This is a genomic window from Streptomyces tropicalis, from assembly GCF_029269835.1.
GTDB classification, from domain to species: Bacteria; Actinomycetota; Actinomycetes; order Streptomycetales; family Streptomycetaceae; genus Streptomyces; species Streptomyces tropicalis.
The window spans coordinates 46226-59681 of record NZ_JARJBB010000011.1; the positions used below are offsets into that span (position 1 = coordinate 46226).

A 13456-nucleotide genomic window follows, 5' to 3' on the forward strand; every position below is an offset into this window, starting at 1 on the left:
GGCTACTCCCACTCGATGGTGCCCGGGGGCTTGGAGGTCACGTCGAGGACGACGCGGTTGACGTCGGTGACCTCGTTGGTGATCCGGGTCGAGATGCGGGCCAGCACCTCGTAGGGCAGCCGCGACCAGTCGGCGGTCATGGCGTCCTCGGAGGAGACCGGACGCAGCACGATCGGGTGGCCGTAGGTGCGGCCGTCGCCCTGCACGCCGACGCTGCGGACGTCGGCGAGGAGGACCACCGGGCACTGCCAGATCTCGCGGTCCAGGCCGGCCGCGGTCAGCTCCTCGCGGGCGATGGCGTCGGCCTCGCGCAGCAGGTCCAGGCGCTCCTTGGTGACCTCGCCGACGATGCGGATGCCGAGGCCGGGGCCGGGGAAGGGCTGGCGCTGGACGATCTCCTCGGGCAGGCCCAGCTCCTGGCCCACCATGCGGACCTCGTCCTTGAAGAGCTTGCGGAGCGGCTCGACGAGCTGGAACTCCAGGTCCTCGGGGAGGCCGCCCACGTTGTGGTGGGACTTGATGTTGGCGGTGCCGGTGCCGCCGCCGGACTCCACCACGTCCGGGTAGAGGGTGCCCTGCACGAGGAACTCCACCGCCGGACCCTCGTCCGCGATGATCTCGGCCTGGGCCTGCTCGAAGACCCGGATGAACTCCCGACCGATGATCTTCCGCTTCTCCTCGGGATCGGAGACCCCCTTGAGGGCGGTGAGGAAGCGCTCCTCGGCGTCGACGACCTTCAGCTGCACGCCAGTGGCGGCGACGAAGTCCTTCTCGACCTGCTCGGTCTCACCCTTGCGCATCAGGCCGTGGTCGACGTAGACGCAGGTCAGCTGGGAGCCGATGGCCCGCTGCACCAGGGCGGCGGCGACCGCGGAGTCCACACCGCCGGACAGGCCGCAGATGGCGCGCCGGTCGCCGACCTGCTCGCGGATCAGGGCGACCTGCTCGTCGATGACACTGCCCGTGGTCCAGGTGGGCTCGAGGCCCGCGCCGCGGTACAGGAAGTGCTCGAGCACCTGCTGGCCGTGGGTCGAGTGCATGACCTCGGGGTGGTACTGGACGCCGTAGAGCTTCTTCTCGTCGTTCTCGAAGGCGGCGACCGGGACGACGTCCGTGGACGCGGTGACGGTGAAGCCCTCGGGGGCGGCGGAGCAGGCGTCGCCGTGCGACATCCACACCGGCTGCTCGGCGGGGGTGCCCTCGAACAGGGTCGAGCCGGGCTTCGCGACGTGCAGCGGGGTCCGGCCGTACTCGCGGGCACCGGTGTTGTCGACCGTGCCGCCGAGGGCGGTCGCCATCAGCTGGAAGCCGTAGCACATGCCGAAGACGGGGACACCGGCCTCGAAGATCGCGCGGTCCAGGCGCGGGGCACCCTCCGCGTAGACCGACGAGGGGCCGCCGGAGAGGATGATCGCCGCCGGGTTCCTGGCGAGCATCTCGGCGACCGGCATGGTGCTCGGCACGATCTCGCTGTAGACCCGGGCCTCACGGACGCGACGGGCGATGAGCTGGGCGTACTGCGCACCGAAGTCGACGACCAGGACGGTGTCGGGGGCGGCGGCAGCGGGAGGCGCTGATGACACGGGGTGCCTTCCGGCGGTGGGGCGGGTCCTTGTGCCACCCGATTCTACCGAGGTGCGTGCGGGCGCCGAGCCGTCCCGGGCGGACCGCGGCCCGCGTGAGACCCGTCTCACGATCCGGGCCGTGTTGGAGCGGGCCGCGGACCGCGGCATACTGGATGCATGCTCACGCACCCGACCTTCCGCTTTACCTATGGCATCCGGCCCGCCGGCTGCCATGGTCGTGCTGCTTGAGCCAACGCCAAGCGACTTCCCAGGCGCCCCGGGCCGACAAGGCCCGGGGCGTCTGTCGTTCTCCGGGTCCTGCCGCTCCGGGGCACCCTCCGAACCGACGAGGAGCCCCGACATGACCGCCACCGCCGCAGAGAAGACCGGCGCCCGCACCGAGGACGCCGCGGACCTGATCACCGGTGCCCGGGAGCGCATCGACGCGCTCGACGACCGCATCATCGGCCTGGTCCAGGAGCGCATGGCCGTGTCCGCCGTCATCCAGCAGACCCGGATCGCCTCCGGGGGCCGGCGGGTGAACCTCTCCCGCGAGATGGACGTCCTCTCGCACTACCGGGACGCCCTCGGCAGGCCGGGCACGGCCCTGGCGATGACCCTGCTGGAGCTGTGCCGGGGCCGGGTCTGACCTCGCGGCGGACGGGTCGTCGCCGCCCCGCGCCGCACCGGACCGTGCCGCGCGCGCCCGCTCCTCCCCGCTCCGCGCCCGGCCGCCCCGCGCACGTACGTACGCATCGGCTCTCACCCGTACGGCGCGTGACCGCAGGTCGCCCCGTCTCGTTGACCGGGATGTCCGTGCCAGCCAGGGGCGGGCCCAGAAAGAACCACGCGTGGCTCTCCGGGGCGATGAGGCGTGCGGATCGTGCCGCGCGCCGTGGGACCTCGCCCCGGGGACGTGACCGGACGGCAGGGGACAGCAGCCCGGTCACCCAACCAGACGGCCGGCTCCGGGGACGCCCGGGGCCGGCCGGCGGACAACAGAAAAATGCACAAACCAGGGCCGAACGGTTGCGGGCACCCCGTTCGTCCAGCACGATGCGCAGCAGGCCCTCGCGCCCCAAGTCCCCGAGCAGGCCGTCGCATTGGAGCACGCCGCCCGAGGCCGGGACCGTCCGCGCGCCGATCGCGCACCGGGCTCCGACCGAGGGCACGGCAGACCAGCGGCGCACCCCCCGGCGCCGCTCCGCAGGCACCGCCGCTGCCCTGACGGCGGTGCTGACGCAAGAAGGGCCCCGCGGCACATCGTCCCGGGGGGCCCTTCGCCGCACCCGGACTCCGGAGTGATGTACGCCACACGGAGATTCCCCGGTGTTCCGCACAACCCTTCGACGGGCTGCCGGGTCACACCAGCAGAACCAAGGGCCACACCCGCGCCCCACACGCGGAGGCCTCCCGACGCGCACCGCCCACCCGCGGAGCGCCGGAATCTCCGAGGTCTTCATGAAGCTTCGCCATGCCCTGGGCGCGGCGGCCGCAGCCGCGGTCATAGCCCCGCTCGCCCTGCTGTCCGCGCCGGCCGCGTTCGCGGAGGAGCCCGCGAGCGAGTCGCCGAGCGCCTCGGTGTCCGCGCCGGCGTCCGCCGACGTCACGCCGGCCACCAGCGCCCCCGAGTCCACCCCGGCGAGCAGCGCGCCCGCCTCCACCCCGGCGAGCAGCGCCCCGGCGTCGACGCCGGCGAGCAGCGCCCCGGCCACCGGTTCCGCCCCGGCGTCGACGCCGCCGAGCCGCTCCGCGGAGCCCACCGCCGACCCGACGCCGTGCACCGACACCCTCGACGACCCGGACTCCCAGCTGTCCCTGTCGGTCTCCGGGCTGCCCGGCAAGATCGTCGCGGGCAGCGGCTGGCACCCCTTCACGCTCACCGCGGCCAACCACAGCTCGCAGTCGCTGGGCCAGGTGCAGTGGCTGGCGATCGTCGACAACGACTCGATGAGCGAGCACGAGAAGGACTGGCTGAGCACCTACGCCCGCCTGGAGTACCTGAACCCGAAGACGAAGACGTGGGAGTCGCTCGCGGACCAGGTCGGCAACGGCATCTACTTCGGTGAGACGCCGCTCGGCCCCCGGCAGACGGTCGCCATCCAGCTGCGCGTGGACATCACCGCCCACGCTCCCGCGGGCGGCGGCTACACCGTGGGCCTCGGCGGCTACGTGGACCAGGAGAAGAACTGCGTCCACAACGCCTTCGCCTACTACGAGTTCACCGTGCTGAAGCCGGGCACTCCCAACGACCGTCCCGGTCACGCCAAGCCCGGCAAGGGCTCCCACCCCACCGGCGGCAAGCAGCCGCAGGGCGGCGCCGAGGAGATCCCGCCCACCGGCAGCCTGGCCCACACCGGCGCGGACTCCGCGCTCCCGATGATCGGCCTGGTCGGCGGTGCCGCCGTGGTGGCCGGCGCGGGCACGGTCGTCCTGATGCGCCGCCGCCGGGCCGGCGCGGACGCGTAGGCGGCCCGAGGGCCCACCGCGGGGAGGACCCGCCGCACGAGGAGAAGGACCTGCGCCGGGAGGGGGGCGCAGGTCCTTCTCGCGTTCCGGTCACGGCTTCTCGCCGGTCACTGCTCCGTGCCGGGCTCCGGTGTACCGGTCACTGCTCCGTGCCGGACTCCGGTGTGCCGGTCACTGCTCCGTGCCGGACTCCGGTGTGCCGGTCACTTCTTCGGCGGCACCGCCGGCATCCCGAGGAAGGGCAGCCGCAGCGCGCCGAAGGCGTCCGCGGGGACCACGGGGGACTTCGGCTCCACCGGCTCCAGGCGCACATAGGCCGCGCCCGGCGCGGGGCGCCGGTCGGCCTCGCCCTTGTTCGGCCAGAACGACATCGCCCGCTCCGCCTGGGCGGTGATCGTCAGGGACGGGTTGACGCCGAGGTTCGCCGACACGGCGGCACCGTCGACCACGGAGATGCCGGGGTGCCCGTACAGGCGGTGGTACGGGTCGAGGACGCCGTTCTCCGCGGAGGCGCCGATCGGGCAGCCGCCGAGGAAGTGGGCGGTCAGCGGGGTGCCCATCAGCTCGCCCACGTTCGAGCCGGCGAAGCCGTTGATCTCCGCGGCGAGCGCGTTGGCGCCCTCGGTGGCGGCGCGGATCTGCTTGGGGTTGGGGGACCCGTGGCCCTGGCGGGCGGTGAGCAGGCCCTTGCCGACGCCGTCCGGCTTCAGGTACGTCGTCAGGGAGTTGTCCAGGGACTGCATCACCAGGCCGATGATGGTCCGCTCCGACCAGCGCCGGTTGGACAGCGAGCGCAGCAGCAGCAGCGGGTGGCGGGCCGCGTTGCGCAGCCAGGCCACCACCCGGGACGAGCCCTCGGCGTAGGGCACCTGGAGGATCGACAGGCCGCCCATCGAGTTGGATCCGCGGCCGTAGCGGACCGGTTCGATGTGGGTGTCGGCGTCGGGGTGGACGGAGGAGGTGATGGCGACGCCCCGGGTGAAGTCCGCCTTCTGCTCGCCGGTGGCCTTGCGGTAGCGCCGGTCGTCGGTCTGGGCGCCCACCAGCGCCTCGGAGTTGGTGCGGGTCAGCTCGCCCAGGCGCGCCGAGAGGTACGGCAGCTGCCCGCCGGAGCGCATGCGGTGCAGCAGCGTCTGGGTGCCGTAGGTACCGGCGGCCAGGACGACCCGGCGGGCGGTGAAGAGCCGGCCCCCGCCCTTCCGCCGGTCGTCGGTGGGGAGCGTGGCGATCGCGTACCCGCCGCGCGAGTCGTCCGTGACGGAGACCACGGTGGTCATGGGGTGCACGACCGCGCCGGCCTTCTCGGCGAGGTGGAGGTAGTTCTCGTTGAGGGTGTTCTTCGCACCGTGCCGGCAGCCCGTCATGCACTCGCCGCACTCGGTGCAGGCCCTGCGCTCGGGTCCGGCCCCGCCGAAGTAGGGGTCCGCGACCGGCTGCCCCGGCGCGGCCTCGGCGGATCCGTCGGCGTCCCGGCCGTCCCCGAAGAACACCCCGACCGGGGCCATGTGGAAGGTGTCGCCCACCCCCATGCGCTCCGCCGCCGCCTTCAGGTGCACGTCGGACGGCGTCATCGTCGGGTTGAGCCGCACGCCGAGCATGCGCCGCGCCTGGTCGTAGTACGGCGTGAGCTCCTCCTGCCAGTCGGTGATCTCCCGCCACTGGGGGTCGTCGAAGAACGCCTTCGGCGGTACGTAGAGGGTGTTGGCGTAGTTGAGGGAGCCGCCGCCGACTCCGGCGCCGGCCAGCACCATCACGTTGCCCAGCAGGTGGATGCGCTGGATGCCGTACATGCCGAGCTTCGGGGCCCAAAGGTAGTTCTTCAGGTCCCAGGAGTTCTTCGGCAGCGACTCGCGGGTCCAGCGGCGGCCCGCCTCGAGCACGCCGACGCGATATCCCTTCTCGGTCAGGCGGAGCGCGGAGACCGACCCGCCGAACCCCGATCCCACCACGACGACGTCGTAGTCGTACCCGTCCTCGTCCCGGGTCTGGACAGACTTCTCCTGCGACACGTGCTCTCCTCGTTGAGAACGGGGGCGGTCCTGCGCGCCCCGGCCGGGGTCCGGCCGGAGCACGGTCCTGCGGTCTTGCGCTTGCGGTCGTGCGGTCCAGCAGTCGTGCGGTCTAGCGGAAGCGGAAGGTCTTCATCAGCTTCAGGCTGCGGCTCATGAACTCCGCGTACTTCCGGTCGTCCATGCCGAGCGAGGGAGCCATCGGCAGCAGCCGCTGGTGGGCCACGGTCTGCGCCTCGGTGTACTTGAGGATGCCCTCGGAGCCGTGCCGGCGGCCCAGGCCCGAGTCCTTCATGCCGCCCATCGGCGACTGCACGCTGCCGTAGGCGGGGGCGTAGCCCTCGTTGATGTTCACGGTGCCCGTGCGCAGCCGGGCGGCGACCGCGCGGCCGCGCCGGGCGTCCTTGGTCCACACGGACGAGTTCAGGCCGTACGGCGTGGAGTTGGCGCGCTCGACCGCCTCGTCCTCGGAGCCGAAGCGGTACACCGAGACCACCGGTCCGAAGGTCTCCTCGGTGCACACCGCCATCGGCGCCTCCACCCCGTCGAGGACGGTCGGCTCGAAGAAGAAGGGGCCGATGTCGGGGCGGGCGACCCCGCCGGCGACGACCCGGGCGCCCTTGGCGACGGCGTCCTCCACATGGCGCCGCACGGTCTCGAGCTGACGCTCGCCGACCAGCGAGCCCATGTCGGCGCCGTAGGCGAGGGAGGTGCCGAGCCGCAGGGCCTTCGTGCGGGCGGCGAAGCGCTCCAGGAAGGCGTCCGCGACCGACTCGTGGACGTACAGCCGCTCGATGGAGATGCACAGCTGGCCCGCGGAGGAGAAGCAGGCGCGCACCGCGCCCGCGGCCGCCTTCTCGATGTCGGCGTCCTCCAGGACCAGCATGGCGTTCTTGCCGCCCAGTTCGAGGGAGACGCCGACCAGGCGGGCGGCGGCGCCCTGGGCGACCTCGCGGCCGGTGCGGGTGGAGCCGGTGAAGGAGACGTAGTCGGCGTGCCGGACCACCTCGGGGCCGACGACCGGGCCGTCGCCGAGGACCACCTGGAAGACCTCGGCGGGCAGCCCGGCCTCGATCAGCAGGTCACGCGCCCACAGGGCGGTCAGGCAGGTCTCCGTGTCGGGCTTCATGACGACGGCGTTGCCCGCCGCGAACGCGGGCAGCGCGTCGCCGACCGACAGCTCCAGCGGGTAGTTCCACGGCGCGATCTGCCCCACCACCCCGCGCGGGTGGCGCAGTTCGGTGACCCGGGTGAGCGTGGGCATCGCCCCGGCGTGCCGCTTGGGCCGCAGGTAGGCGGCGGCCCTGCGGCCGTAGTGCCGGGCGGCCACGGCGACGGCCTGGACCTCCTCGTGGGCGTGCAGGCGCGCCTTGCCGGTCTCCAGCTGGATCAGGTCGAGCACCTCGGCCTGGCGGGCGAGGACCAGGTCGTGGAAGGCGAGCAGCACCTCGGCGCGCCGGCGCACCGGGGTCTGCGCCCACAGGGCCTGCGCGGCCCGGGCCCGCTCGAAGGCGGCGGCCACGTCCTCGGGCGTGGACTCGGGCAGGTCGGCGAGCTTCTCACCGGTGAACGGGGTGTGGTTGGCCGTCCGGCCGGACCCGGCGACGCCCTTGGTGAGCTGGGCGACCAGCTCGGGCGTCACCACGTCGGCGGCGGTCCGGGCGCCCGCGGGGGCGGGGGCCGGGGGATTCGTGCCGGTCTTCGTGCCGGTCTTCTCCGGGGCCTGCGAGTCCGTCATGACGCGCAGGGTATGCCGCGGCGGAGGCTTTGTGTACCCGTCGGTAATGGGGATTCACGGACCGCTCACACGCCGCCAGTGTTCACTGGCAACGAATGCGCTGATCAGGGCGTTGTGCGGGGCGGTCGACGAGGGCCACTCCACACCCGGTCCACGGCCGCACACCCCGCGCACACCGCGCGCACATCCGCGGGCGGCCGGGGCGGGCCCCGTCAGGCGGCGTCCCACCCGGCCACGCGGAATCGGCCGCCCTCCCGCCGCACCTCCACCGCGCCGGACCCGCCGAAGTGCGCCGGGACGACCAACTCCCTCTCGTCCGCCGCCTGTTCGAGGATCCGGCGCCTGCTGGCCGCGGCCCCGCGGGCGTCCAGGCAGAAGCAGCTGTTGCAGTCCGGGCGGACGACCTGCACCGGGCTGTGCAGCAGGTCGCCGACGAACACCGCCCGCTCCCCCCGCGAGGAGAGCCGCAGCACCGACGAGCCGGGCGTGTGCCCGGGCGCGGCCTCCAGGGTGAGCGCGCCGTCGATGCGGTGCTCCCCCTCCCACAGCACGGACAGCCCGGCCCGGTGCACCGGCGCCACGCTGTCCTCGTACATCAGCCGGTCGTCGGGGCGCGCCCCGCCCGCGTAGCCGTTCGCCGGGCCGAAGTGGTGGTCGTCGGCGGCCGGGACGAGGTACCGCGCCCGGGGGAAGGCGGGCACCCACTCCCCGCCCGCGTCCCGGGTGTTCCAGCCCACGTGGTCGCCGTGGATGTGGGTGTTGACGACGACGTCGACGTCCTCGGGGCGCACCCCGGCCCGCTCCAGCCGGCCGAGGAAGTCCCCGTCCCGCCGGTGGAACAGGGGCGTGCCGGGCCGCTCCCGGCCGTTGCCGACGCCGGTGTCCACCAGGACGGTCCGCCCGCCGCCGCGCACCACCCAGGTCTGCAGGGCCACCACGACCCGCTCCCCGCCCGCCTCGAGGTGGTCGGGCACGAGCCGGTCCCCGTACTCCCGCCACACCTCGGGCTCGCAGTCCGGGACGAAGGCCCGGGGGGCCACGTGCGGCCCCTCCCACTCGACGACCCGGAACACCTCGAAGTCCCCGATCACGAACCGCTGCACGCTGTCTTCGGTCATGACCCCGACTCTATGGGGGGACCGGTGAGCGTTCCCATGCCTCAGGGAGTCGTCCGGATATGCGAGCGTCTCACCGGTGCGCCACCGGCCCGCTACGCTCGGGCCATGGACGTGGTGAGCGACGCGATCTCCGCGGTACGGGTCGGCCGGCCCTCCTCGAACCGGATCCGGGTGGACGGCCGCTGGTGCACCCGCTTCGCCCCCTACGACGGTGCGGGGTTCCACGTCGTCCTCGCCGGCACCTGCTGGCTGCTGCCCGACGGAGGCGCGGACCCGGTGACGCTCGGCACGGGCGACGTCGTGCTGCTGCCGCACGGAGCCGGACACGTGCTCGCCGACGGACCGGCCGACCCGGACCGGGTGGCGCGGGCCGTGCCCTTCGAGCGGCTGCGCGGCGCCGGGGCGGGGTCCGGCGGCCCCGGAGTGGAGCTGCTGTGCGGCAAGTACCGGCTCGACCGCAGCCGGACGCACCCGCTGCTGGCGGAGCTGCCGCAGACGGTGCACCTGCCGCACCGGGCCGGCGGCGACCCCGGACTGCGCGCCGCGGTGGACCTGCTGGCCCGCGAGCTGGACGAGCGCCGCCCGGGCTCCTGCCTGGCCCTGCCGAGCCTGCTGGACCTCCTGCTGATCTACCTGGTCCGGGCATGGATGGACCGGGCCGAGACGGGCGCCTGGCCGGCGGTGCTGGGCGATCCGGTGGCGACGGCCGCCCTGCGGGCCCTGCACGCGGACCCGGCGGCCGCCTGGACGACCGGCCGCCTCGCCGCCGCGGCGCAGGTCTCCCGCGCCACACTGGCCCGGCGCTTCGGCGCCCTCGTCGGCCGGCCGCCGATGGCCTACCTGACCTGGTGGCGGCTGACCCTCGCCGCCGCCCGGCTGCGGGACACGGACGCCCCGCTGGCGACGATCGCCCGGGAGACCGGGTACAGCAGCCCCTTCGCGCTCTCGCACGCCTTCAGCCGGGAGTTCGGGACCACCCCGGGCCGCTACCGCGCGGCGAAGGAGGCCGGAGGACCGGACCCGGGACGCTGACGGCCGGACCGCCGGGCGGGCCCCGGCCGTCACGGTCCCTCGTCCCGTCAGGGGCGGCCGATGTCCAGGTTGGCGATCGCCTCGCGTGCGACGTCGCGCCCGCGCTCCGTGAAGTCGCCCTTGCCGGGATAGCCGACGACGAGCTTGTACAGGTCGCCCGAGGCGCTCCGGTAGTAGAGGATCCGCAGCTCGCGCGGCAGCGGGTCCTGGCTGTCGTCGGTGACGTAGGCGACCGTGTTCTCGGCCGCCTTGCGTCCCCTGTACGTCGACTCCCGGGGCGCCGTCCGCGGGTTGTGCGGCATGTCGAGCGAGGAGTCCCCGGACTGCTCGAACGTGCCGTTGTCGTCGTACATCTGGGCGGCCGCGGAGTCCTTGATCCGGTGGCCGGAATCCTCCGACCTCGGCATCAGGGTCAGCACGACCCGGATGCTGCCGCTCAGGTCGCTGTAGGACACCCAGTGGGTCCGGTCCGTCTTCCGGTCGGGCGCCGCCCGCTGGTAGCCGGCGGGCACCGCGAGGGTCGCGGCGACGTCCCGCTCCTCGTGCCGCTGCCAGCCGTCGGGCAACGGCCCGGCGAACGGGCGGGCGGCCAGCAGGTACGCCGCGGCCGCGGCCGCGACGGCGACGGCGCCGAGGCCGAGCCGGGCCCGGCGGCCCGGACGGCGGCGCGGCGCGGCGGCCGGGCCCGGCTCCGTCCGCACCTCCCGGGTGGGCTCCGGAGCGGGCGGGGCGGCGGCCGCCGTCAGCAGGGCGCGCACCCGGGTCGCGTCCGGGCGGTGCGCCGGGTCCTTGCGCAGCAGGCCGGTGACCGCCTCGGCGAGCGGACCCGGGGCGGCCGTGGGCGGCGCGGGCTCGGCATTGAGCACCGACTGGAGGGTGGCGGGGGTGTTGCTGCGGCGGAACGGGGAGACACCCTCGGTCGCGGCGTACAGGACCACGCCCAGCGACCACAGATCGGACGCGGGGCCGGCCCGCCGGCCCAGGACCCGCTCCGGGGCGATGAACTCGGGCGAGCCGACGAAGCCCCCGGTGTCGGTGAGGCTGGTCTCGCCCTCGATCTGCGCGATGCCGAAGTCGGTGAGCACGATCCGGCCGTGCCGGCCGAGCAGGATGTTGTCCGGCTTCACGTCGCGGTGCAGGACACCCGACGCGTGCGCCGCCTCCAGCGCGCCGAGCACCTCCAGGCCGGTGCGGGCCGCCTCCCGTGCGTCCAGCGTGCCCTCCCGCAGGGCGTCGCCCAGCGAACGGCCCTGCACCAGCTCCATCACGATCCACGGCTGCCCGTCGACGACCGCGACGTCGTGGACGGTGACGACCGCGGGGTGGTCGAGGCGGGCCGCCGCGCGGGCCTCGCGGCGCATCCGCTCGAAGGCGTTGGCCCGTTCGCGCTCGGGAAGGTGGTCGGGAACGCGGGGTTCCTTGACGGCGACGTCGCGGTCCACGGTCTCGTCCCGGGCCCGCCACACGGTGCCCATCCCGCCGTGCCCGAGCCGGGCGAGCAGCCGGTACCGCCCGGCGATCAGACGGCCGGCGCCCGGTTCCGGGGCCGCGCCGGGTCCGAGGGCCGGTGCGGGGCCCGGAGCGGAGGCGGGATCCGGTGCCGGTGCGGGCGCGGCGTACGGGTTCTGCGGGTGAGGCACCGGCGGCCGCGGAGCGGGCGGTTGCAGAACGAAACTCGTGGTCTCGTCGGACTCGTGGTGGGCTCCCCCGTTGCTGCTCATACGTCCATCCATACCGTGCCGTCCGCTCCCGCCTCCACCGTGCACGGCGGGCGGTCACAGACCCGTGACCGACGGCGCCGGGATTCTCCCCGTATGGTCCGTACCGGGCGGGACAAGGTCTCCCGGCGAGGGGGCGTTCGGGCCCGGGGGCCGTCCGGGCCGGGGTTCTCAGCCGGGCGCGAACGTGTCGAGGGCGACGTCGAAGTACTCCTTGGACTCGCGGGCCTCGCCGACCGGCGCCGACACCCACACGTCGTACATCTGCCCGTCCTGCTCCCAGCACAGGTCGTACGTGTGCCGGGCGCCCTCCGCCGCGGTGAAGCCGTTCCAGCTGAACTGCCAGAGGGCGGCAGGGTGTCCGTCGTGCGTGGCGGCCGTGATGCGGCCGTCGTGGTAGCCGGGGTTGGTGGCCGGGCCCTGCGCGTCCGACCGGCGCATCACCGCGAGCGGACCGCCGGCGACCGGGTCGGAGACCCGCACGCCGAGCCGGAAGGTCTCCTGCGGCGACATGTAGAAGATCCGCTCGCCCTGCGGCCTGCGGACGAACCGGTCGGGCACGGCGAGGGAGAAGCCGCCGGGGTCGCGGACCGTGCGGTAGCCGGACGGTGCGGTCGGCCCGTGCGCGGCGGAGGCCGCGGAACCGCCGGCGGACCCCGGGGCGGCCGGGCTGCCGGGCGCGGAGGCGGACGAGGACGGCGACGAGGGCGCCGGGCCCGACGGGGTGCGCGGTGCGGTGCTCGCGGGGGTGCCACCCGCGGGGCCGCCGCCGTCCATGAGCAGCGCGACCGCGGACACGCCTGCCCCGGCCATGGCGGCGACCAGCAGCGCCGCGACCAGCACGCCCCGGGTGGAGGGCCGGGCCGGGGCCGCGGTCTCCCGGGTCGGCGCGGCGGGGGCGGCGGCGACCCGGGGCACGTCCCGCTGGGTCGGGCTGTACCGGGCGGGCGGCTGCGGGGTGCGGCCGGAATCGAGGAAGGCCCGCAGCATCCGCTCCGCCTCGGGCGCGTCCAGCCGCCGGTCGGGGTCCCGCTCCAGCAGCCCGCGCACGACGGGGAGCAGTGGCTCGGCCTGGGCGGGCGGCCGGATCTCGTCGAAGACGACGGCGTGCAGGATGCCGCCCAGCGAGTCGCGGCGAAAGGGCGACTCACCGCTCAGCGCCGTGCACAGCAGGGCGCCCAGCGACCACAGGTCGGAGGCCGGGCCGGTGCGGGCGCCGGACATCCGCTCCGGGGCGGTGTACTCGGGCGAGCCGACGAAGGAGCCCGTCTCGGTGAGCGTGGTGGCGCCCGCGACCTGCGCGATGCCGAAGTCGGTGAGGACGGCGCGGTCGGTGCCGGACTCCACCAGCACGTTCGCCGGTTTGATGTCGCGGTGCAGGACGCCCGCCTCGTGCGCGGTGCGCAGCGCGCTCAGCAGGGCCACCCCGATCCGGGCGACCCCGGTCGCGTCGACCGGGCCCTGCGCCGCGATCCGGTCGGCGAGCGAGCCGCCGCCCACCAGGTCCATCACGATGTACGGGCGCCCGTCCTGCTCGACGACGTCGTGGACGACGATGATGTGCGGGTGGCGCAGCTGGGCCACGGCGCGTGCCTCGCGCAGGGTGCGGTCGCGCTGGAGGCGGGCCTCCTCGGCGGACAGCGTCTCGTCGAACGCGAGCTCCTTGACCGCGACCTGACGGCCGAGCAGCTGGTCGGTCGCCCGCCACACGACGCCCATGCCGCCCCGGCCGAGCCGCGCCTCAAGGCGGTAACGGCCCGCGATCACACGGCAGTCGTCCCCCTCGGTCCCCATGAGCCCCATCATG

General features: G+C 74.6%; 9 protein-coding genes. 3 read left to right on the plus strand and 6 right to left on the minus strand.

The annotated features are described in order from the left end of the window. Positions 1-2 precede the first annotated feature (2 nt). Entirely contained in the window at positions 3-1583 is a 1581-nt protein-coding gene (guaA, locus tag P3H78_RS21165; protein WP_276110665.1) for a glutamine-hydrolyzing GMP synthase, read from the minus strand. Between the two features lie 283 nt (positions 1584-1866). On the opposite strand from guaA, the gene P3H78_RS21170 reads away from it, so the two are divergent. Both P3H78_RS21170 and P3H78_RS21175 read left to right on the plus strand, forming a co-directional pair. Beyond that, positions 1867-2214 carry a chorismate mutase gene (locus P3H78_RS21170; RefSeq protein ID WP_438828011.1) on the plus strand — a complete coding sequence of 116 codons (348 nt, stop codon included), beginning with the start codon at positions 1867-1869 and terminating at the stop codon, positions 2212-2214. 812 nt (positions 2215-3026) lie between these two features. After that, positions 3027-4034 (plus strand): LPXTG cell wall anchor domain-containing protein, encoded by a 1008-nt coding sequence (locus P3H78_RS21175; protein ID WP_276110666.1) that lies wholly within the window; start codon positions 3027-3029, stop codon positions 4032-4034. 203 nt (positions 4035-4237) lie between these two features. On the opposite strand, the gene P3H78_RS21180 is transcribed toward P3H78_RS21175, so the two are convergent. The 3 genes from P3H78_RS21180 to P3H78_RS21190 form a co-directional block, all read right to left on the minus strand. Continuing rightward, the gene (locus P3H78_RS21180; RefSeq protein WP_276110667.1) at positions 4238-6043 is read right to left on the minus strand and encodes a GMC family oxidoreductase; all 1806 of its coding nucleotides are present in this window, start codon (positions 6041-6043) and stop codon (positions 4238-4240) included. 112 nt (positions 6044-6155) lie between these two features. Continuing rightward, positions 6156-7781: a succinic semialdehyde dehydrogenase gene (locus tag P3H78_RS21185; protein WP_276110668.1), complete on the minus strand. Its 1626-nt coding sequence runs from the start codon at positions 7779-7781 to the stop codon at positions 6156-6158. Between the two features lie 212 nt (positions 7782-7993). Continuing rightward, entirely contained in the window at positions 7994-8899 is a 906-nt protein-coding gene (locus P3H78_RS21190; protein ID WP_276110669.1) for an MBL fold metallo-hydrolase, read from the minus strand. A 105-nt stretch (positions 8900-9004) separates the two neighbouring features. On the opposite strand from P3H78_RS21190, the gene P3H78_RS21195 reads away from it, so the two are divergent. Next, a complete protein-coding gene (locus tag P3H78_RS21195; protein ID WP_276110671.1) occupies positions 9005-9931 on the plus strand; it encodes an AraC family transcriptional regulator in 927 nt (308 codons plus the stop codon). A gap of 47 nt (positions 9932-9978) precedes the next feature. On the opposite strand, the gene P3H78_RS21200 is transcribed toward P3H78_RS21195, so the two are convergent. Next, positions 9979-11652, minus strand: coding sequence for a serine/threonine-protein kinase (locus tag P3H78_RS21200; protein ID WP_276110672.1), 1674 nt, complete (start codon positions 11650-11652; stop codon positions 9979-9981). Between the two features lie 168 nt (positions 11653-11820). After that, positions 11821-13443: a serine/threonine-protein kinase gene (locus P3H78_RS21205; protein ID WP_276110673.1), complete on the minus strand. Its 1623-nt coding sequence runs from the start codon at positions 13441-13443 to the stop codon at positions 11821-11823. Positions 13444-13456 lie beyond the last annotated feature (13 nt).

Coding starts and splice junctions, on each gene's coding strand:
- P3H78_RS21200 (WP_276110672.1), bottom strand. CDS start 11,652: ATGAGCAGCAACGGGGGAGCCCACCACGAGTCCGACGAGACCACGAGT.
- P3H78_RS21175 (WP_276110666.1), top strand. CDS start 3,027: ATGAAGCTTCGCCATGCCCTGGGCGCGGCGGCCGCAGCCGCGGTCATA.
- P3H78_RS21185 (WP_276110668.1), bottom strand. CDS start 7,781: ATGACGGACTCGCAGGCCCCGGAGAAGACCGGCACGAAGACCGGCACG.
- P3H78_RS21190 (WP_276110669.1), bottom strand. CDS start 8,899: ATGACCGAAGACAGCGTGCAGCGGTTCGTGATCGGGGACTTCGAGGTG.
- P3H78_RS21205 (WP_276110673.1), bottom strand. CDS start 13,443: ATGGGGACCGAGGGGGACGACTGCCGTGTGATCGCGGGCCGTTACCGC.
- P3H78_RS21195 (WP_276110671.1), top strand. CDS start 9,005: ATGGACGTGGTGAGCGACGCGATCTCCGCGGTACGGGTCGGCCGGCCC.